The sequence below is a fragment of the Pseudochelatococcus lubricantis genome, from assembly GCF_011762225.1.
Taxonomy (GTDB): domain Bacteria; phylum Pseudomonadota; class Alphaproteobacteria; order Rhizobiales; family Beijerinckiaceae; genus Pseudochelatococcus; species Pseudochelatococcus lubricantis.
Genome location: NZ_JAASQI010000001.1, coordinates 755,149 through 776,736, shown reverse-complemented (window position 1 = coordinate 776,736; position 21,588 = coordinate 755,149). Strand labels below are relative to the sequence as shown.

Sequence of the window (21,588 nt, the reverse complement as noted above, 5' to 3'; positions counted from 1 at the left end):
CAGCCCTCCCCTAGCGCTCGATCGTGCCGACGCGACGGATCTTCTTCTGCAGAAGCAGCACGCCGTAGAGCAGCGCCTCTGCTGTCGGCGGACAACCCGGCACGTAGATGTCGACCGGCACCACGCGGTCGCAGCCGCGCACCACGGAATAAGAATAATGGTAGTAGCCGCCACCGTTCGCACACGACCCCATCGAGATCACGTAGCGCGGTTCGGGCATCTGGTCATAGACCTTGCGCAAGGCGGGCGCCATTTTGTTGGTCAGCGTGCCGGCGACGATCATCACGTCCGACTGGCGCGGGCTGCCGCGCGGCGCGAAGCCGAAGCGCTCCACGTCGTAACGCGGCATCGACACCTGCATCATCTCCACGGCGCAGCAGGCAAGGCCGAAGGTCATCCACATCAGCGAGCCGGTGCGTGCCCAGTTGATCAGCTCGTCCGTCGCGGTGACGATGAAGCCCTTGTCGGCCAGTTCATCGTTGATGCCGGTGAAGAACGGGTCGTTCGCACCGACGGGCTTGCCCGTGTTCGGGTCGATGATGCCACGCGGCGCGGGAGCCACCAGCGTGCCGGGCGCGCCCGCCCCTGCCGCCGGACCGCCGGGTTGTCCGATCAATCCCATTCGAGGGCTCCCTTCTTCCATTCATAGACGAAGCCGACGGTGAGCACGCCGAGGAACGCCATCATCGACCAGAAGCCGAGCCAGCCAAGTTCCCCGAACGTGATCGCCCACGGGAACAGGAACGCCACTTCCAGATCGAAGATGATGAACAGGATGGCCACCAGGTAGAAGCGAACATCGAACTTCATGCGCGCGTCATCGAAGGCGTTGAAGCCGCATTCGTAGGCCGACAGTTTTTCCGGATCGGGATTCTTGTAGGCGAGGAGGAACGGGGACACGAGCAGCGCAAGGCCGATCACCAGCGAAACCCCCAGGAAAATGACCAGCGGCAGATAGTCCGACAGCAAATCCTGCATTCGATCCTCCAACGGCATCCCCCTTCCGGAAAACCGGACGAGGCGGTGGCTCACGAAACATGAGCCTGAGCGCGCGAGCCGTATCCAGAAACATTCCGGCGGAAACTACAGGAAAACCTGAAAAATTCCCCGCCTTAGACCGGTTCGCATGTGCGACGAAGGCTTATCGCACGCTCCGCCACGACGCAAGTACCCCCGGCGACCTTCACCCTTGTTTTTGCTTGCCCTACGACTTTAGGCTAAGGTGACGAAGTGTCCTACGACACGGAACGTTCTGCCATTTCAAGCGTTATGGTTTTAACGCAGGGATATGTCAGGAGATATGTCATGCACGATGATCTGCTAAAACCCGCCCGCCTGCAGTACTGGTCACCCGGCCGCCACGCCCGGCCCGAGCACGCGATCGATTTCCCCACGTTGGAAGACGCCGTCGCCTTCGCGATGACGCATCACAACGCCAACCGGGAGATTGCGTGGATCCGCACCGAAAGCGGCACGACGCTGCTGCCGTCCCGCATCGCCACGCTCTGGGAACTGCGCACCAACCGCGCCGCCTGACGTGCGGGCCGCGGAAGAGAGACGCGGGGAAGAAAGCGTCGCGGGACGGTCCTCACCGTGCCGCGACGTGCCTGCGTGCCGGAGACGGCTGTCAGTAGTCCCACTCCATGCCGATGCCGACCGAACCCGCTCCTTCCGCACCGGCCTCGCCCTGCAGCTTGATGTGGTCGGTGATGTTCACGTCCACCGTCACGCGGCTCGACGCCGGCGTCGCCCCCTGCTTGATGCCGAGATATATATTGTCGTTGATCCGCTTGCCGATGCCCACGTCGACATTGCCTGAGTCGTCCGCGCCGACGTCCACCGAATCAACGCCCAGCGACCGTCCGAGGCTTCCCAGCGCATCGCCGCCGCCCACGCCGGTGAGCTGCGCGATGGCCTGCGCCAGCCGGATGGTCTGCGAGGTCGAGAGCCGCGTAACCGGCCGTCCGAACAGCAGCCGTGCGAACACCTCGTCGCGCGGCAGTTCCGGCTGCGACGAGATCGAGATCTTCGGATTGGACGCATAACCCGAGACGCCGATCTGCGCCGTGACGTCGGAGGCGGGCGCCTCCGCGAGGAAATCGAGCGTCGGATCGAGGCTGCCCCCCACGAACGACACCTCCCCGCGTGAGAAGGTCAGCGTGCGGCCGACCACGGCGAGCGTGCCGCGCCGCATCTGGAAGCCGCCGTCGATCATCGGCGCGCCGCTGTCGCCGCGCACCCGGAGCGTTCCGCCGAGTTCCGCGTTGATGCCCTGCCCGCGCACGAAGACCCGGGAGGGCGCATTGATCGCCACGTCGAGCCCCAGCACGAAGGGTTTCGACGCTGCCGCCTGCGCGGCCGCGGCCTCCTGCCGTTCGATGCGCGCCCGGACACGCGGCGGCGGATGCACGTGCTGCACCTCGATGGGCGCGAGCGACAGCGGAAAGCGGTTGGGAATCGTGATCTGCAGGTTGTCGACGTTGATCGCGCCCGCCAGCTTCGGCGAGTGGGCTAGCGGCCCGGTGATGGCGAGGTCGAGGTTCGAGACCATGTTGACCATCTCGCTCGACACGAGCTGCGCCTTGTTCGCCTTGATCGTGATGTTACCCGGGAAGCCCGCGGCCGGATCGACGGCCACGCGCCCGGCGCCGTTCACTGTGCCGCCGTTGCGGGTGCGGGCGGAGAGGCTGGTGATCACAAGTTCGCGCTCGCTGCCCGTCACCACCGCCTGGATGTTGTCGAAGAACAGCCCCTGCACCGGGTCCGAGAACTGCCCGCCGGCGACGCGCACCGTGCCGCCAACCGCCGGCGCCGCCGTGGTGCCGCGCAGACGCAGGTCGATGTTCGCCCGGCCCGTCAGCGTCTGGCCGCTCGCCGAAAGGATGGTGTTGGCGATGCCGAGGTCGATCGGCCCGGTCACGGCGAGGTCGAGGTTGCCGTCGCCGAGCGGCGCCGAGCCCTGCACACGCAGCGTGACGTCGTTCTGCGCCCGGATGGTCGAATCCGTGGTCACACGCCCCTGCCCCAACGTGCCGCTCGCGGCGATGGCAAGCGGCCTCACGCCGGCGTTCGCCATCGCCGGCAGCGTCAGCCCTGCCACGTTGAGGCGGTAGCGCCCGTCCGGCCGCGCGGCGGCGCCGGTCACGTTCGCATCGCCGGACACCGTTCCCGCAAGGCCGAGGTCGGGCGCGAACAGTTCCGCGACGGCGAGCGGGAAGTTCTGGATCGTGGTGTTGATATTGAGTCGCTCGCCGGCGTCGCCTGCCACGCGCAGCCGCCCGCTGCCCGAGCGCACTTCGAGGCCGGCAATGCGCACCGTGCCGCCGGAGAGGTCGATACGCGCATTGGGCGCGACGTCAAGACGCTGGCGCCCGCGCGATACCCGCGCCTGGCTGATGGTGATGCTCGTCGCCTCGCCCAGAGCCACTCGTGCGGCTGCATTGACGTCCGAACCCTGCACGACGCCATCGATGCGCACATCGCTCGCCTGTCCGGTTCCCGTCGCGGTGATTGTGGCGCGCGGCACGGCAACGCCGCTTGCGATGGCCTCCGTCACATCAATCCGCGCGTCGAACACAGGCCGGCGCAGGAGATCGCGGCCGGAGGCATCGATGCGCGCGCTGCGCAGCGAGGCGCCGAAACCCGCGAACTGGTCGATGCCGCCGGAGACCCGCGCGTTCTGGCCGCCGTTCGCCGCCGCGAGATCCGCCTGCAGGTTCACCCGGCCGCCCAGTTCCGTAAGCAGCAGCGGCCCGAGATCGGCGAGATTGCCGGCAACGACATTGACGCGCCCGGTCGCGAGTTGCGCCGCGTTGAGCGCCACCGCGCCCTTGACCGAAACGGAGCCCAGCGCGATATCGAGGTCGTCGACGCGGGCCGCCCCGTCGCGGGCGCGGGCGAAGCGCCCGGTGCCGCGTGCCGCCTTGCCGTCGACAGAGCCGCCGAGCGCGAGCGTCCCGCTGACGGCACCGAGCAGATCCTTTGCATCCACGTCGAGTTTCAGCGCCTCGATGGGCCGCCCCATGGCGCGGGCCTGCGGCACCGACACGGTCGCCTTGCCGTCGAGCTTGTCCAGATTGCCGGTGAGCGCCACGGTGACATCGCCGCGCCCTTGCAACTGTGAATCAACCTTGGCGAGATCGGGCAGCGACAGTTTCGCTACCACGTCGGCCTTGCTTTGCGTGGCCGAGCCGTTCGCCGACAGATTGACGTGCGCGCCGTCGACCTTCAGCGCCTTGAAGCCGAAGCTGCCGTCCTCGCCGCGTTCGACGCCGCCCGCGAGCGTGAGCTTGCCGCCCGTCAGGCCGTCCGCCTGTGCCACGCCGGTGCGCAGCCCCTCCGCCGCGCCGTCGAGCGTGACGGACAGGCGCGAAAGATCGAAAGCCACATCGACATCGGCATCGAGCCGCGCGCGGCCCGCCAGTTCCGGCCCGGCGAACGCCCTGAGCGCCGCGAGGTCGGCCTTCTCCAGCGCCACCTTGCCGATGATCTCGTCCGGATCGACGATACCGGCGAAACGCAGCGAAAGCGGCGCGAGCGCGAGATGAGCGCTGTCGATCTTCGCCACCAGCGTCCGATCCGCGCTGCCGCGCACGGCGAGCTTCGCCGCGCCGCCAAGTGCCTGGGTGAGCGCGGCGTCGGGCGTGGCGATGCCGGCGATATCGCCGTCCACCGTCAGGTCGAAGCGCGTCGCCTCGTCGGCGACCGGCCCCTTGCCCAGAACATGCGCGGCGATTTTCACCTGTCTGGCGCGATAGCCCGTCGCCGCGAGGTCGCCCGCGGCGATCTCCGCCGTTGCGTCAAGTGCGGAAAGCGTGCCGCCCACGTTCACATCGAGTGTCGCGCCGGACCACGAGACGGGCGCGAGATGCGCGAACACGAGCGGCGGCCCCGCCGTCACGCGCGCACTGCCGGAAACCGCCTCCGTCGCCGGATCGAAGCTGCCCTGCGCGGTGAGCGCGGCCGCTGCCGATGTCAGTTGCGCCTGCGTCACGGCGATCTTGCCGTCGTCGTCGAAGCGCGCGGTCACGGCGAGCGCGCTGCGGCCGCTGGCGAGCGGCGCCACGGTCTGCGGCAGCAGCGCGGCGATGTCGGCGTCGATGGCCGCCGTCAGCACGCGCCCGGCATCCTGCCGCTTCACGGCGATCTCGCCGTTGGCACCCGCCTTGCCGGCAAGATCGAGCCGCAATTGCCCCTGCCAGTCATCGAGCGGCCCCGCCCCCTTTGCCGCGAAGCTGAGCGGCGGCAGGTCCGGCACGCCCGCGACTTGCGACACGATGCCGCCGGCCGGCTCCTGCGCCAGCACGTCAAGCGTCAGCACTTCGCCCTCCGGCGCGTAGCCGAAGCGGCCGGTGATGCGCCCCTCCTGCCCGTCGATGCGGTCGACGGCGAGATCGACGTTGAGCCCCTGCTTCAGATCGACGAGTTCGGCCGAGCCCTTCACGGCAAGGCTCGCCGCCTGCCCGAACAGCGCCGGGCCGAGCGCCACCTCGCCCACCTTCAGCTCGTTGAGGCGAATGCCGAACGGCAATTGCGGCAGCCCGCCACCCGCCGGCGGCGTCTCTGCCGCCGCCGCGCCCGAAGACGCCGGCGCGCGCGCCACTGCCACCTTGTCCGCCTCGACGACCGAAATATCGAGCACGCCCGAGAGCAGCGCGAGCGGGCTCCACGCCAGCCGCGCGCGGTCGACGTCGAGCCACACGCCCGTCCCGTCGCCGACCTTGACGTCACGCACCGTCATGTCGAACGGCACCGCGCCTTCCAGCCGGCCGATGGACAGCGACAGGTCCGGTCCGTTCGCCACGCTCTCGATGATATCGACCAGCGCGGCACGTCCGGTGTCGGTGCGGGTCATGAAGAAGAACCCGCCCACCGCCGCCACAGCGACGCCGCCTGTCAGTCGCAGCAGCAAGCCCGCGAGTCCCAGCTTCCCCCGCGTACGTCTTATGTGGCCGCGCCGATATCCGTTGTCATCGTTCAAAACGCTTGTCCCAGGCTGATGTAAAGTCCATAGGGCGGATCGCCCTTCTCGCGGTTCAGACCGCGCGCGACATCGAGGCGGATAGGGCCGATGCTGGTGTAGTAACGCAGGCCCAGACCCGCCGAATACCGCAGCGTCTCGTTGAACTCCGGCGTCGACGAGCGGAACGCCATGCCCGCGTCCGCGAACGCCACGACGCCGATGGTGTCGGTGACTTTGGCGCGCAGCTCCGCCGAGCCCTCGAACAGGCTGCGCCCGCCCACCACGACGCCAGCGGCGTCGGCCGGCCCAAGACTCTGGTAGTCGTAGCCGCGGACCGAGCCGCCGCCGCCGGCGAAGAAGCGATGCGGCGGCGGAACGCTCTCCAGTCCCGACCCGACGATGGAGCCGACGCGCGCCCTGCCCGCAAGCACGTAGCGCCTGTCCGCGTCCAGCGGCAGGTAGCCGGAGGCACTGACGTCGATTTTCGTCATGTCCACAGTCGAGCCGAGGAACGACGGATAGGGCGTGACCTTGCCGGAAAGCCGCACGCCCCGCGTGGGATTGAGCTTGTCGCCGGTGTTGTCGTAGGCAAGCTGCACCGGCAAGCCGACCAGCGTATACCAGCCGCTGTTGGTGTAGCTGGTGTTGGTGGGCGCCGTATACTTGGCGCGCTCCACGTCGATGCCGATCTGCCCAGTGAGTTCGTCGGAGAAAGTGCGCTTCACGCCGACCGAGCCGATGACGCCCTGGCGCGTGTAGGTTTCCGTGATCTCCTTCAGCGCCGCGACGTCGGCGACGAGATCGTCCTTCACCGTGAAGATGCCGGGCTTCAGGAAGCTAGCGCCGACCTTGTAGCCGAGTTTGTCCAGCGTGGTTGCGCGGCTGCGACCGTTGATCGTGTTGACATCGGTGCCCGAAACCTGCGCCTCCAGCCGTAGCCGCTCCGCGCCGCCGAACAGGTTCCTGTGGCCCCAGTAGACGTTGGCGGCCGGCCCCTCCGTGGTGGAATACTTGGCGCCGAAGCCCACGAAGCGCGGCAGCCGTTCGCTCACCTTCACCTCGATCGGCAACTCGTTCCCCGCCGTCAGATGCTCGGCCTCGACGACGCGCACGGAGTCGAACACGTCATACGCGCCGAGTTCCCGCCTCAGTCTGGCGATCGGCTCCGGCGAGAACACATCGCCTTCCTTGAACGGCACCCGCGCACTGACGAAATCCGGATCGAGCCTTTCGGTTCCCGAAACCGTCACCGGCCCGAAGCGGGCCTTCGGCCCGGTGTCGACGTGAAACACGACGTCCATGACGAGGCGCGAGTGATCCACCGTCGCCTGCCGCCCCGGCACCCGCGCAAGCGCATATCCCTGATCGCGGAAATAGCTGACGAGCGCCGCTTCCGTGCTGAGGACGGCGCTGCTCACCGCCGGCTCGCCGGCCCGGATGCCGAGCTTCTCCCAGTCCGGCGACGGCAGCGGCCGGCGCGTCGTGGCATCGATCAGCGCGAAGCGGCCGAAGGAATAGCGCTTGCCGGGCGTCACGGCGATGCGTACCGGCACCGGTCCCGGATGGCGCGCGGCCTCGATCCGTCTCGCGGCATCCGGACTGTCGAGCGGCGCGCCGGCGAGCGTGATATCGACGCGCCCGTTGTAATAGCCCAGCGCCTCCAGCGCCGAGATCAGCCGGCCCTTGTCCGCGTTGGCGCGGGCGATGAGCCCGATCGCGCCCGACGGCAGTTGCCGCCTGAGACGTTCGAGATCGGACACCTCCGTCAGCTTCGTCGCGGCGCTGTCTTCGGGAATGTCGAATGTCACCGTGTAGGTGACGCCGTCGGGCACCGGTATGGGCTCGGCCTCCTCCTGCGCCTCGCGCCCGAGGATCCGGTCGTAGAGGCGGCCGAAGAACGAGCGGCGCGGCTTGTCGTCCGCCGATGCGGAGGCCGGGGTATCCTGCGCCCATGCGCGGCCCGCCTCCGGCCCCGGCGCATACACGAGTGCCGCCAGCGCCAGCGCGGTCAGCGAAATGCCCCGGCGCGCGCCCGCGCCGGCACAGGGGTGCCTCCGCCCGCAGGCCGGCGAAAAGGCCGCTTCGCGGATCGGATCGGGAGCCGGTATGGTTCTCTCTTCAGTCACGCAACGTCGGGCCTCTCACGCACACTTTCTCACCAGATGCATCCGCGCGAAAGCTAATTACGCCCCGTTCATGCCACGAATGAGGCACTTCGGACGAGAATGCGTCGGCTCGCCAGTTCCGGGACACAACGGCACGGGCCCGATGAAACTGATGACAGGATGCTTATAACAAGCCTCCTTTGGCGATTGGTTAACGCTAAACCGTCATCCAGCATTCATTGCGCCAATCGGAAAGTCTCGCACAAGCGCACCCATGGCATTGTCCGGGGACAGCGAGCGGACGTGAAATCCGGGCCGCGCCGCCCCACTGTCATCACATGCGTATGCTTTGCCATCGCATGGCGCATGCGCCCACCCACCTTGCATCCAAGTCGTCAGCGAGATGTTATACGACCATGCTGGATCAGATTTTCCGCCTAGCGGGCATTATCGATTTGGGCGTCACGGACGCGGATAAAACCGGCACGGATAATACCGGCCCGGAAAGAGCCGGCTCGCGCGGGGAAACCGTGAACGGCGAGGAGAGCGGTGAGCGGCCCGAACAGGAAATGCCAAACATCTCCCTCCATGATGCAGGCAAGCGGGCGGCACCCGCCGCGCCGCAACTGGGGCTTGCGCTCGGCGGCGGCGCGGCGCGCGGCTGGGCGCACATCGGTGTGATCAAGGTGCTGGCGCGGGAGGGCCTGCGGCCAGCCGTCATCGCCGGCACGTCGATCGGCGCCGTCGTGGGCGGCTGCTATGCCGCCGGCAGACTCAGCGAGCTGGAAGCCTTCGCCCGCTCGCTCACCAAGCGCCGCATCGTCTCGCTGATGGATTTCCACCTCAACGGCTCTGGCCTGCTCGGCGGCGACCGCCTGCAGAAGCTGCTGCACGAGCATCTTGGCCCGACGCAGATCGAGGACCTGCCGATCCGCTTCGCGGCGGTGGCGACTGAACTCGGCTCCGGCCACGAGGTCTGGCTGACGCGCGGGCCGCTGGCGGAGGCACTGCGCGCCTCCTATGCGCTGCCCGGCGTGTTCGACGCCATCCGTGTGCGCGGCCGCTGGCTGATGGACGGCGCGCTGGTCAATCCTATCCCGGTGACGACGGCGCGCGTTCTGGGAGCGGAGGCGGTGATCGCCGTCAACCTCAATGGCGACCCGCGCGCCCGCGCCGCCATCATGCCCGCGATCGACCTCGACACGGAGGACGATCCGCCGGCGGATGCCTCCGGATCGGGCGACAGCCTGCGCCGCAGCTTCTTCGCGCCGCTGCAGAACGCCCTGCCCGCGACGCTCGCCGCCGGGCCGTTCAGCGCCAGCGTATCGGGCCCGCGGCGCGAACGCGGCCCCGGCCTTGCCACCGTGCTGATGGACGCCTTCAACATCACGCAGGATCGGATCGCCCGCTCGCGCCTGGCGGGCGATCCGCCGGACATCACCATCTCGCCCCGGCTGGCGCGCGTCGGCCTGTTCGACTTCGACAACGCCGCCGAGATCATCGAACTCGGAGTGCGCGCCACCGAACGCGCCTTGCCCGACATCGAGGAATACCTGACGGGCAGGCTCACGTAAGCGGCGGCTTCAGGCCGTCGCGATATATTCGCGCAGCGCCTGGTGCTCGTTCTCGAACTCCGCCAGACGGTGCTTGACGACGTCGCCGATGGAGATGATGCCCGAAAGTCGGCTGTCCTCCATCACCGGCACATGGCGGAAACGGCCCGCCGTCATCATTTCCATCACGTCGTCGAGGGTGTCGTAAGGCGTGCAGGTCTTCACCCGCGACGTCATGACGCGCGACACGGTGTTGTCGAGCGCGCGCGGACCTTCGCCCGCGAGCACGCGCACCACGTCGCGTTCCGACAGAATGCCGAGCACAGCGCCGTCGACGCCCGTCACCACCAGCGCGCCGACGCGCCGCTCCGCCAGCACGTCCACTGCCTCGCGCAAGGTCCGCTGCGGCGAGATGGTGATGACCGAACGTCCCTTGCCGTTCAGGATCGCAGTAACTGTGGTCATGGTGACCTCCCTTCTGATCGTGCCTCCTCTCTCACGGGCATTCGCTGCTTAACCGGAGAGAACCCTTATGCCCGTCTGCGCGGGCTTTACATCTATTCCATTGTGCCTTCCGTCGCCCGTGAAGGCAAGGCTTCCCTTCAGTGTTGCCCGCCCCGGCGGCGGGAGACGGGATCGAGCGGCAGGAAAAGCACGAGCCCGGCGAGGAAGCCGCCGATGTGCGCCTCCCACGCAATGGCGCCTTCCGCGCCCATGATGCCCGATGCGAAGCCAGCGAGCAGGTTGATGACGAACCATGCGACGATGAACGCCAGTGCCTGCCTGTTTTCCAGCAGCGCGATCAGCGGCTGCGCCGGCGCATCGAACCCCCGGCCCCCGCGCCCGAACAGGGCGGCGCCGCCGCCCGAGAACACGAAGCGCGACGCCGCCGCCATGACGCCCGAGATCGCGCCCGATGCACCGACCATCGGCAACACGTCGTCGGGACGCATCAGCCAGTAAAGCAGCGCCCCGGCAACGCTCGACAAGACGAACAGCACCAGAAACCGCACGGTGCCGAACCGCCGCGCCACCGGCGTGCCGAACGCCAGCAGCCACAGGGCATTGAACGCCAGATGCATCCAGGAAGCATGCAGCAGGCCGTAGGTCAGCACGGCCCAGGGCGCCGACCCGGTCGACAGCACATAGCGGGTGAGCGCCATCTGCTCGCCGCCGCCGGCGACCGCCGCCTCGACGATGGCCTGCGCCTGCGCGGGATCGAAGAACAGCGTCAGCCGGGCGGGAATGAAGGCGAACGTGAGCATCGCCTCGACTGCGGTACTTCCGGAAAGCAGCGACCGCAGGCCGTGCACCAGCACAAGGGCGGCGATGATGGCGACGATCACGGTCGGCGCATTCACGATCGGCTCGCGCGCCGGCGCGCGACGCGGATACGGATCGGGCCGATAGTCGGGCGGAGGAAGGTCTGACACGGGCACCTGCGCTGAATGGGAACGGCCGCGCGGGCGGACCGCGCACAACGCCCGCGACACTATCACGTCGGTGCGCGGGCGGGAAAGACGCTCCGGGCAGGGGCGCAGGATGCCGTCCACATATCGCGCCGCTTCTTTTCGGGTGCGGTCTTGACAGATCGGACAGCAACTGCATGTTTCCTGTCCGTTCACTTGTGATATGGCATATACCGGCGTTGGGCGGTCAGGGAATCAGACGATACGATGACGGATAACGATGATCTTTTCGGCTCGGCGGGGGAGGCCGCGGGCTCCCGGTCCGCCGCGACGGCCAGATCGGCCGCGGCCGGCAAGTCCTCCGTGACGTCCAGATCGTCCGCCGCCGCAAGGCCCGCGAGGAAGCCGGCCGCGGCGGAGCCCGCGCCCGCGTCCACCGAGGCCAGCTACACCGCCGCCTCCATCGAGGTGCTTGAGGGGCTGGAGCCGGTGCGGCGGCGCCCTGGCATGTACATTGGCGGCACGGACGAGAAGGCGCTGCACCACCTGTTCGCCGAAGTCATCGACAACGCCATGGACGAGGCGGTGGCCGGGCACGCGAGCTTCATCGAGGTGGAACTGGAGGCTGACGGCTTCCTCAGCGTCACCGACAACGGCCGCGGCATTCCCATCGACCCACACCCGAAGTTTCCGGACAAGTCGGCCCTCGAAGTCATTCTCACCACCCTGCATGCCGGCGGCAAGTTCGATTCGAAGGCTTACGAAACCTCGGGCGGCCTGCACGGCGTGGGCGTGTCCGTCGTCAACGCGCTCTCCGAAAAGCTGGAGGTCGAGGTGGCGCGCGGGCAGACGCTATACCGGCAGGATTACGCGCGCGGGCTGCCGCTCGGCCCGCTGCAGACGGTGGGGCGCGTGCACAACCGGCGCGGCACCAAGGTGCGCTTCAGGCCCGACGCTGAAATCTTCACCGCGGGCTCGCGCTTCGACCCCGCCCGCCTCTTCCGCATGGCGCGCTCCAAGGCCTTCCTGTTCGGCGGTGTCGAGATTCGCTGGCGGTGCGCGCCGGCGCTGCTGGCCGGCAACGACAAGGTTCCGCCCGAGGCCACCTTCCGTTTTCCCGGCGGCCTGAAGGACTATCTCACGCAGGAGATCGAAGGCCGCACACTCGTCGTCGACGGCCTCTTTTCCGGGCGCATCGACAAGTCCGGCGGCGACGGCAGGCCGGGCGGGCACGGCTCGCTCGAATGGGCTATCGCCTGGTATGCGGAGGACGACGGCCATGTCGCCTCATACTGCAATACCATCCCGACACCCGAGGGCGGCACGCATGAACAGGGCCTGCGCAACGCCCTGCTGCGCGGCCTGCGCGACCACGCCGAGCGTGTCAACCAGAGCAAGCGCGCGGCCCAGATCACGGCGGAAGACGTCATGGTTTCCTGCGCGGCCATGCTGTCCGTGTTCATCCGCGAACCGGAGTTCCAGGGCCAGACGAAGGACAGGCTCGCGACCGCCGAAGCTTCCCGCATCGTGGAAAGTGCGGTGCGCGACGCCTTCGACCACTGGCTCGCCGCATCGCCCCAGCAGGCGGGCCGCCTGCTCGACTGGACGGTGGACAGGGCCGAGGAACGGCTGCGACGCCGTGCCGAAAAGGACATCGCCCGCAAGACGGCAACCCGCCGCCTGCGCCTCCCCGGCAAGCTCGCGGACTGCACGAAGGCGGGGGCAGCGGGATCGGAGCTTTTTCTGGTGGAGGGTGATTCGGCGGGCGGCTCGGCCAAGCAGGCGCGCGACCGCGCCACCCAGGCCATCCTGCCGCTGCGCGGGAAAATCCTCAACGTGGCTTCAGCCGGACGCGATAAGCTCCTGCAGAACCAGCAGATCGCCGACCTCATGCTGGCGCTTGGCTGCGGCGTTGGTTCCGCCTATCGCGGCGCGGATCTCCGCTACGAAAAGATCATCATCATGACCGACGCCGATGTGGACGGCGCGCATATCGCCTCGCTCCTCATCACCTTTTTCTGGCGCCAGACGCCGCGCCTCATCGACGAACAACATCTCTACCTCGCGGTGCCGCCGCTGTTCCGCCTGACCCACAGCGGCAAGACCGTCTACGCGCGCGACGAGGCGCACCGGCAGGAACTCATGCGCACGACGTTCAAGGGCAAGAAGGCCGAGATCGGCCGCTTCAAGGGCCTTGGCGAGATGCTGCCGGCGCAGCTCAAGGAAACCACCATGGACCCACGCAAGCGCACCCTGCTGCGCGTCGTCGTCGAGGAAGACGCGCGCCCGCAGACCAGCGATGCCGTGGAAAGGCTGATGGGCAACAAGCCGGAAGCGCGCTTCTCCTTCATACAGGAAAACGCCGCCTTCGCCACGGATCTCGATATCTGACGCGGGGCGGCCAAATATCTCCGCCGGATGCCGAAAAAAGCCGCGCGGCGGAGGCAAGTTTTAACGATCATGCCGAATAGTGACGCTTGCGGAACACATTAAGAACTTGTATAGTGTTCGTGTTTCGTTTCATGGAATCCCGTTCCACGAAATGCCGCAGGGCGCTGATCCGGGAAGGATGTGTAGACCATGTTGACGCGCAAGCAACACGATCTGCTTCGTTTTATTCATGAACGCATGCGGGAATCCGGGGTTCCGCCTTCGTTCGACGAGATGAAAGATGCGCTTGATCTGCGCTCCAAATCGGGCATTCACCGCCTCATCATCGCGCTGGAGGAACGCGGCTTCATCCGACGCCTTCCCAACCGCGCCCGCGCGATCGAGGTGATTCGCCTGCCGGAGGCATTGTCCGCGCCGGTTCCGCGCGGGCGGTTCAGTCCCAGCATCGTCGAGGGCGGCCTCGGCCGGGACGGCGGCGCTGTGCGGGAAAGCGGACGCGAGACTGCGAGCCCGGTACGCGCCAGCGGGAACGTCTTGCGCGCCGCGGGCGAGCGGGTGAGCATCGATTCGGGTGAAGCGACGGCCGGCAACACGACGCAGATCCCCGTGATGGGGCGAATCGCGGCCGGCACGCCGATCAGCGCGATCCAGAACAGCAGCCACACGCTGGCGCTGCCGCCGGAGCTGCTGTCGTCGTCGGGGGAGCACTTCGCCCTTGAGGTGCGCGGCGATTCGATGATCGAGGCCGGCATTCTCGACGGAGACACGGTCATTCTGCGCAAGCAGGATATGGCGGAGACTGGCGATATCATCGTCGCTCTCATCGACGACGAGGAAGCTACCCTGAAGCGCCTGCGCAAACGCGGCTCCTCCATCGCGCTGGAGGCGGCCAATCCGGCCTACGAAACAAGGGTGCTCGGCCCCGACAGGGTGCGCATCCAGGGCAAGCTCGTCAGTCTGGTCCGCCGTTACTGAGGCGTATCGGGCAGCGAACACGTGAGCAGGCGTCTCTTCCGGCGCCGTACTCCGCAAAGCTTTGATTTGGCAAGTCTTTTATTTCAACGATTTAGCTGATCAGATCATTCCACCTGATCGAAGTGTACTCTAACGTCCTGCGGGCCGGCGCCAGGGCCGTCCTTCCCCGCCGGCCACATTGCTGTCATGCGTGCTTTCCACGATCAGTCCGCCATTGCCGGATGTCAGCGCGATGGCGCCCAACCGTTGCAGGTCTTCGCGATCGATCACATAGGCTGCGGCACAGTCTGGCGGCGTCTGGCGGGGCGTGATCAGCAGGGCGGCGCGCCTGCAATCCTCGGCGAGCGCAGCGGGGTCGCGGGTGAAGGCGACGCTGCGGCCATCGGCGAGCCGGGCGACGCAGCCGAACCTGTCGCAGGCGACGTTGTGTTTGAGCGCGGGATCGTCCGCTCGGCGCCCGTCGCCGTCCGCCTTCAACCACTGCTCGACGACGAAGGCGGAAGGATTGCCGAGGATGACGAATCGACCGCCGGCGCTCCGCACGGCGGCGCCGCGTCCCTCGCGGTCGATGCGAACGTCGGGCCGCGCGGGCGCGGCGGCAAACGCAACACCGACCGCCACCGGCAGAACAGCGAGCCACCGCAGCGGCGTCGACCACAGGCAGGCCCAGAGCATACCGAAGGCGAGCAGCGAAAGGGCGCCGACGCCGAAAGCCGGCACGACGACAACAGCGCCGGGAAAGCCGGCGGCGATCCGCGCGCCCGCCAACACCGGCACCGCAGCGAGGCCGGCGAGATGCCAGAAGGGGCCATCGAGACCGAGCGGATAAAGCGCCACGGCAAGGAAGGAGAACGGCATGACCACGAGTTCGACGATGGGCAGGCCGAAGGCATTGCCCAGGATTCCCCACGGGTTGAAGGTCTGGAAGTGATAGGTGCTGAAGGGCCCGGTCGCGAGCATCGCCACGACTGTGGTCATGACGCTCATCACCGTCATCCGGTAAAGCCGCCCTTGCCGCCCGTCGGCGGAGGACGCACCCAGCGGCCCGCCTTCCCGCAGTGGCAGGGCGTTCGCCGCCGGCTCGAGGTCATCCCACCGCTCGAAGAGCGCGATCAGCGCCGCCACGCCGGCGAACGACATCTGGAAGCTCGGACCGAGCATGGCTTCGGGCTGCAATGTCAGGCACACCAACGCTGCGAGCGCGAGGTTGCGCATGGAAAGCGCCGGCCGATCGGCGAGAATCGCACCCATGACGATCAGCGTGACGCACAAAGCCCGCAGGGTATCGATTCCCGCCCCGGAAAATACGCAATAGCCGCTCGCGCCGACGATACCGATGACGGCGGCGATTTTCCGGATCGGATAGCCGACCGCAAGGCCGGGAATCAGCGCAAGCGACAGGCGGGTGAGAAAAAAGAGCGTGCCGGCGACGAGCGTCATGTGAAAGCCGCCGATGGAGACGACATGGTAGATGCCGGCGGCGCGCAGCGCCTCGTTGGTCTCGTCGGCGATAAGTCCCCGCTTGCCCGTCACCAGCGCGGCGACGAAGGCCGCCTCCTGCCCTCTCACCCGCGTCTCGTGCGCCGTTTCCGCGCGCTTGGCACGGGTTGCCGGTGCCCGCTCTTGCCCGCCGGCCGTCTCGACGATACGGTCCGTCAACAGGTTGCGCTGCACGTCGATCCACGCAGCGAGCCGCGCAAGGAACGTCGCGTCTGCTGTCGCAGAACCGTTACCTTCGGGAAGCCGCAACGGTCCCGTCGTCGAGCCGACCGCGCCGATACGGCCGAAAAACGCATCCCGCGCGAAGTCGTAACCGCCCGGCCGCGCCGGTCCGGGCGGCGGCACGAGCCGCGCCGTCACCTGAATGCGTGTACCCGCTTCTATCTTGACGCCTTTCCGGAATGTCACGCGCACCCGCGCCGGCCGCTCGTCCGGCCCGAGTCCCGCGAACGAGGACACGTCGATCACCGCGCGCGGCCCTTGCAGGCGCTTCTCCACCGAGCGGACGTAACCTTCGAGCGGCCCGATGACGATGCGGTCGAGAACGGGCTGCATCACAAGCGCCGTTCGCAGGGCGCCGGCCGAGAAGCCGAGAAAGAGCGCGCCAAGGAAGATGGCCGTCAGACGGGTACGCCACGAATGGCGCAGCAGGAAAGCAGCCACGGCCGCAGCCGCCGCGAACAGCGGTGCGAGCCAAGGTGCCGGCTCCTGGTCTGCCGAGAAATAGAGAGCGATTCCAAGTCCGTAGACCACCGGCAACCACAGAAACGGCCGACGCCGCCCCGCCTCGGTCCGCAGCCAGTGCAGCAGGATGTCCCGCCAGCGGTCACCGAATCGGCCGATGCCGATTCCCGCCCATCCGGCCGGCCGCGCGGGCAGGACGCTGATCCATCGGCGTTCCCCGCCCATCGATTGCCCGCGCTCCCTACCCCGCAGCCCCAACTCGTGTTACACCGCCTACTATCACCGTTCCGGGCGCTTCGGCCAAGCCCGATCCGCCACATTTGGCACAAATGGATGGCGTATCAGGCCCGGAATGTCCTTTTCATCGTCAACGTTTTCCGGAATATCCGCTGCAATGTCCGCTCCTGTCGTCACGCGCTTTGCCCCTTCCCCCACCGGTTTCCTGCATATCGGCGGCGCACGCACCGCTCTTTTCAACTGGCTGTATGCGAAGCACCACAAAGGAAAGATGCTGCTGCGCATCGAGGACACCGATCGCGAACGCTCGACGGAAGCGGCGGTCGAGGCCATATTCGACGGGCTGCGCTGGCTCGGGCTGGACTGGGATGGCGACGCCATCCGCCAGTTCTCGCGCGCCGGCCGCCACCAGGAAGTGGCCGAGACGCTGCTCGCGCAGGGGAAGGCCTATTATTGCTACGCAACGCCGCAGGAGCTGGAGGCGATGCGCGAGCAGGCACGCGCGGAAGGCCGGCCGATGCGCTATGATGGCCGCTGGCGCGACCGCGGTCCCTCGGAGGCGCCGGCCGACGTTCGCCCGGTGATACGCCTCAAGGCGCCGCAAACCGGCGAGACCGCCATCGACGACCTCGTGCAAGGCCGTGTCTCGTGGCAGAACGAAAATCTCGACGATCTGGTGCTGCTCCGCTCTGACGGCACGCCGACATACATGCTCGCCGTCGTCGTCGACGACCATGACATGAGCGTGACGCATATCATCCGCGGCGACGATCACCTCACCAACGCTGCGCGGCAAAAGCACATCTACGACGCGCTCGGCTGGCCCGTGCCGGCGATGGCGCACATCCCGCTGATTCACGGACCGGACGGGGCGAAGCTGTCGAAGCGCCATGGCGCGCTTGGCGTCGATGCCTACCGCGCCATGGGCTACCTTCCCGGCGCCCTGCGCAATTATCTGGTGCGCCTCGGCTGGAGCCACGGCGATCAGGAAATTTTTTCCACAGAGGAAATGATCGCCGCGTTCAGTCTCGAAAACGTCGGACGCTCCCCGGCGCGGTTCGATTTCGCCAAGCTTGAGAATCTCAACGGTCACTACATGCGCGCGGCGGATGACGCCGAACTCGTCGCTGCCGCCGAGCGCATCCTGCCCGAAGTGGGGCCGGCCCGCGGCCTGCCGGACGCGCTCGACGCGGTGACGCGGGACAAGCTGCTCACGGCCATGCCCGGCCTGAAAGAGCGCGCGAGGACATTGGTTGAACTCATTGAAAGTGCGTATTTTATCTTTGCCGCCCGCCCGCTCGCCCTCGACGACAAGGCCCTCGGCCTGCTCGGAAACGGCGGCCGGGAACGACTGGCGCTGGTCGCCGAGAAACTCGCGGCGGCAGGCGAATGGACGCCGGAGACGACCGAAAACGTGGTACGGGAGACGGCGTCCGAAGCCGGCGTGAAGCTGGGCCAGATCGCGCAGCCGCTGCGCGCGGCGCTCACCGGGCGTGCCACCTCCCCCGGCCTTTTCGACGTTATGGCCGTCCTCGGGCGCGAGGAAAGCCTTGCCAGGATACGCGACCAGCTGGCAGTCGCGTAACCGGCGCCTCCCGCGTTACAACGTTGGAAAAATGAAACCCGCGACGTGTTTCTGAACGGCGCGGCTTTCGGTAGGGAGATTGCCGCACGTCGGGCCGAAACGGATTGCTTCGCCCGGTTCGACACGCGGCCGGCGCCACACGGTCCCGGCGACGGGAGAGGGGCCCGATCTTTCACATGCTTGAACGGCTGCCATGAATGCGCTACGCAAGCATCCGTCTTACCTCGATCGGATCGAAAACCACAGATTGTCGCGGATTTTTCATTATCATTTCAATCCCGGCTGTGCGGCTTTCGCTAGATCACTCAGCAAAGGGATTCATCCATGAGCGTGAAGACGAGCACGTTGACGATCGACGGGAAGGCGATCGAACTGCCGGTTAAAGCTGGATCGATTGGTCCCAGCGTCATCGACATCGCCCCGCTTTACAAGCATACGGGGATGTTCACCTACGATCCCGGGTTCACCTCCACCGCGAGCTGCGAATCGCAGATCACCTATATCGATGGTGACGAGGGTGTGCTGCTGTATCGCGGTTACCCGATCGAGCAGCTCGCCGAACACGGCGACTTCCTCGAAACCTGCTACCTGCTGCTCTACGGCGAACTGCCGACGCTGGCCCAGAAGCAGGACTTCGACTATCGCGTCACGCGCCACACGATGGTGCATGAGCAGATGACCCGGTTCTTCCAGGGCTTCCGCCGCGACGCGCATCCCATGGCGGTGATGGTCGGCTCCGTCGGCGCGCTGTCGGCGTTCTATCACGACTCGACCGACATCTCGGACCCGCAGCAGCGCATGATCGCCTCCATGCGCCTGATCGCCAAGATCCCGACCCTCGCGGCGATGGCCTACAAGTACTCGATCGGCCAGCCGTTCGTGTATCCGAAGAACTCGCTGGACTACACGTCGAACTTCCTGCACATGGCGTTCTCGGTGCCGTGTGAGGAATACGTGCCGAACCCGGTGCTGTCGCGCGCGCTCGACCGTATCTTCATCCTGCATGCCGACCACGAGCAGAACGCCTCGACGTCGACGGTGCGCCTCGCCGGTTCGTCCGGCGCCAATCCCTTCGCCTGCATCGCTGCCGGTGTCGCGTGCCTGTGGGGCCCTGCCCACGGCGGCGCAAACGAGGCGGCGCTCAAGATGCTGGAGGAGATCGGCACAGTCGACCGCATCCCGCACTTCGTCGCAAAGGCCAAGGACAAGAATGATCCGTTCCGTCTCATGGGCTTCGGCCACCGCGTGTACAAGAACTACGACCCGCGCGCCAAGATCATGCAGCGCACCACGCACGAGGTGCTGAGCGAACTCGGCATCAAGGACGATCCGCTGCTGGAGGTTGCACTCGAACTGGAGCGCATCGCGCTGCATGACGAGTACTTCATCGAGAAGAAGCTCTATCCGAACATCGACTTCTACTCCGGCATCACGCTGAAGGCGCTCGGCTTCCCGACCTCGATGTTCACGGTGCTGTTCGCACTCGCGCGCACGGTGGGCTGGATCGCGCAGTGGAAGGAGATGGTCGAGGATCCGTCCCAGAAGATCGGCCGTCCGCGCCAGCTCTATACCGGTTCGCCCCAGCGCGACTACGTGCCGGTCGAGCAGCGCTAGAGCGCGTTCCGATCAGAATTCGCTCAAAATAAGGAATTCAGAAGCTGTCCTGTTTCAACGTAAACAGGACAGCTTCTAACGCATAAAACCGGAAAATGGATACCGTTTTCCGGACAATATGATGCGAAAATAATTGAATTGGGCGGCGACACGATTCTTGGTTTATGCGCGGCGCCCTTGCCTCGCTCATAATATCATGTCGGCATCAGATGGCCGCGGATCTCGAATCCGCGGCCATTTTTTACGCGCCGCGTCATGCACCATGGCGTGATTCTTCCAACCCGCGGCCAGCCTGTGGCAATTTTGCCCGCATTTTCGCCACATACGATGTGAATTCAGGCACCCGGCCCCCCGAGAGGGCTGGACAACATGCCAAAATTCGACTGCTATAGGCTCGGTCGGGACCGCGATGACGGCCAGATTCAAACATGGTTCTGATGGAGTTCGATAGCCGGTCGGAATACCCGGCATCTTGATTGCCAAGACATACTTATTGTCAAGACAGCCTGCTAACCGAGACGGACGGACAGGTTTTCGATCGGCCGCATACCGCGTGAGGCGGCTGGAAGAGATCTGTTTTCCGGTTCGGATTGTCCGGCGGAGCTGATAATCTTCAAAAAATACTCAGGGGGCATCTCATCGATGGAAGTTTTCGTGCAGCAGCTCATTAACGGGCTGACTCTTGGTTCAATTTACGGCCTCATCGCCATCGGCTACACGATGGTATTCGGCATCATCGGCATGGTGAACTTCGCCCATGGCGATGTGTTCATGGTTTCCGCCTTTATAGCGCTGATTTTTTTCCTGCTGCTGACGACGTGGCTCGGGGTCAGTTCCGTCGCGATCGCGCTGCTGATCGTGCTCGTGCTGGCCATGGCGATGACCGCGCTCTGGGGCTGGACGCTGGAACGGCTGGCCTACCGACCGTTGCGCGGCTCGTTCAGGCTGGCGCCCATGATCTCGGCCATCGGTGTCTCAATCTTCCTGTCGAATTTCGTCCAGGTGGCGCAGGGAGCGCGCAACAAGGCAGTGCCCCCGATCATTTCCGACGTGATCGTGCTGTTCGAGCGGGACGGCTATGCGGTCGCGCTGTCCTACAAGCAGATCATCATCATGGCGGTCACCACCGTGCTGCTCACCGCCTTCTGGTTCGTGGTGCGCAAGACGTCGCTCGGCCGGGCGCAGCGCGCTTGCGAACAGGACCGCAAGATGGCGGCGCTGCTCGGCATCGACGTCGACCGCACCATCTCGCTGACCTTCGTGCTGGGTGCGGCGCTCGCGGCGGTGGCGGGCACGATGTACTTCCTTTATTACGGCGTGGTCGGCTTTTCAGACGGCTTCGTGCCGGGCGTGAAGGCGTTCACGGCGGCCGTGCTCGGCGGGATCGGCTCACTGCCGGGTGCCGTGCTCGGCGGGCTGATCATCGGCCTCGTGGAAACGCTGTGGTCCGCCTATTTCTCCATCGAATACAAGGACGTCGCCGCCTTCTCGATCCTTGCCATCGTTCTCGTCTTCATGCCGTCGGGCATTCTCGGCCGGCCTGAAGTCGAGAAAGTTTGACGGCGGGGGGCAG

The 21,588-nt window shown here is 66.5% G+C and carries 14 protein-coding genes; 7 read left to right on the top strand and 7 right to left on the bottom strand.

The features are described 5' to 3' along the window. Positions 1 to 10: 10 nt before the first annotated feature. Together FHS82_RS03305 and FHS82_RS03300 are read right to left on the bottom strand one after the other, a co-directional pair. Entirely contained in the window at positions 11 to 622 is a 612-nt protein-coding gene (locus tag FHS82_RS03305) for a NuoB/complex I 20 kDa subunit family protein (protein ID WP_166948628.1), read from the bottom strand. Further along, on the bottom strand, positions 613 to 978 hold the full coding sequence (locus FHS82_RS03300; RefSeq protein WP_166948624.1) for an NADH-quinone oxidoreductase subunit A: 366 nt from the start codon (positions 976 to 978) through the stop codon (positions 613 to 615). Before FHS82_RS03300 ends, FHS82_RS03305 begins: the two co-directional genes overlap by 10 nt. 327 nt (positions 979 to 1,305) lie before the next feature. Between FHS82_RS03300 and FHS82_RS03295 the strand changes: the two genes are divergently transcribed. Continuing rightward, a complete protein-coding gene (locus FHS82_RS03295; protein WP_166948622.1) occupies positions 1,306 to 1,536 on the top strand; it encodes a hypothetical protein in 231 nt (76 codons plus the stop codon). Positions 1,537 to 1,627: 91 nt separating this feature from the next. On the opposite strand, the gene FHS82_RS03290 is transcribed toward FHS82_RS03295, so the two are convergent. Together FHS82_RS03290 and FHS82_RS21400 are read right to left on the bottom strand one after the other, a co-directional pair. Beyond that, positions 1,628 to 5,911: a translocation/assembly module TamB domain-containing protein gene (locus FHS82_RS03290; RefSeq protein WP_166948620.1), complete on the bottom strand. Its 4,284-nt coding sequence runs from the start codon at positions 5,909 to 5,911 to the stop codon at positions 1,628 to 1,630. A gap of 65 nt (positions 5,912 to 5,976) precedes the next feature. Continuing rightward, positions 5,977 to 8,088 carry a BamA/TamA family outer membrane protein gene (locus FHS82_RS21400; RefSeq protein WP_166948618.1) on the bottom strand — a complete coding sequence of 704 codons (2,112 nt, stop codon included), beginning with the start codon at positions 8,086 to 8,088 and terminating at the stop codon, positions 5,977 to 5,979. Positions 8,089 to 8,483: 395 nt separating this feature from the next. Here FHS82_RS21400 and FHS82_RS03280 point away from each other — a divergent pair, with 395 nt between their 5' ends. Further along, positions 8,484 to 9,641: a patatin-like phospholipase family protein gene (locus FHS82_RS03280; RefSeq protein ID WP_246224993.1), complete on the top strand. Its 1,158-nt coding sequence runs from the start codon at positions 8,484 to 8,486 to the stop codon at positions 9,639 to 9,641. Between the two features lie 9 nt (positions 9,642 to 9,650). Here FHS82_RS03280 and FHS82_RS03275 read toward each other — a convergent pair whose 3' ends face one another. Together FHS82_RS03275 and FHS82_RS21020 are read right to left on the bottom strand one after the other, a co-directional pair. Further along, positions 9,651 to 10,085: a CBS domain-containing protein gene (locus FHS82_RS03275; protein ID WP_166948616.1), complete on the bottom strand. Its 435-nt coding sequence runs from the start codon at positions 10,083 to 10,085 to the stop codon at positions 9,651 to 9,653. 137 nt (positions 10,086 to 10,222) lie between these two features. After that, entirely contained in the window at positions 10,223 to 11,053 is an 831-nt protein-coding gene (locus tag FHS82_RS21020) for a rhomboid family intramembrane serine protease (protein WP_166948615.1), read from the bottom strand. Positions 11,054 to 11,296: 243 nt separating this feature from the next. Here FHS82_RS21020 and parE point away from each other — a divergent pair, with 243 nt between their 5' ends. Together parE and lexA are read left to right on the top strand one after the other, a co-directional pair. Further along, entirely contained in the window at positions 11,297 to 13,420 is a 2,124-nt protein-coding gene (parE, locus tag FHS82_RS03265) for a DNA topoisomerase IV subunit B (protein WP_166948613.1), read from the top strand. A 189-nt stretch (positions 13,421 to 13,609) separates the two neighbouring features. Further along, positions 13,610 to 14,395 carry a transcriptional repressor LexA gene (gene lexA / locus FHS82_RS03260; protein ID WP_166948611.1) on the top strand — a complete coding sequence of 262 codons (786 nt, stop codon included), beginning with the start codon at positions 13,610 to 13,612 and terminating at the stop codon, positions 14,393 to 14,395. Between the two features lie 129 nt (positions 14,396 to 14,524). On the opposite strand, the gene FHS82_RS03255 is transcribed toward lexA, so the two are convergent. Further along, positions 14,525 to 16,804, bottom strand: a complete 2,280-nt coding sequence (locus FHS82_RS03255) for a ComEC/Rec2 family competence protein (RefSeq protein WP_166948609.1) — start codon at positions 16,802 to 16,804, stop codon at positions 14,525 to 14,527. Between the two features lie 169 nt (positions 16,805 to 16,973). On the opposite strand from FHS82_RS03255, the gene gltX reads away from it, so the two are divergent. From gltX to FHS82_RS03240, 3 genes are all read left to right on the top strand, one after another. Further along, on the top strand, positions 16,974 to 18,401 hold the full coding sequence (gene gltX / locus FHS82_RS03250; RefSeq protein ID WP_166948607.1) for a glutamate--tRNA ligase: 1,428 nt from the start codon (positions 16,974 to 16,976) through the stop codon (positions 18,399 to 18,401). Between the two features lie 324 nt (positions 18,402 to 18,725). Then, positions 18,726 to 20,015 (top strand): citrate synthase, encoded by a 1,290-nt coding sequence (gene gltA / locus FHS82_RS03245; protein WP_166948605.1) that lies wholly within the window; start codon positions 18,726 to 18,728, stop codon positions 20,013 to 20,015. A 642-nt stretch (positions 20,016 to 20,657) separates the two neighbouring features. Continuing rightward, positions 20,658 to 21,575, top strand: a complete 918-nt coding sequence (locus FHS82_RS03240) for an ABC transporter permease subunit (RefSeq protein ID WP_166948603.1) — start codon at positions 20,658 to 20,660, stop codon at positions 21,573 to 21,575. The last annotated feature ends 13 nt before the right edge of the window (positions 21,576 to 21,588 follow it).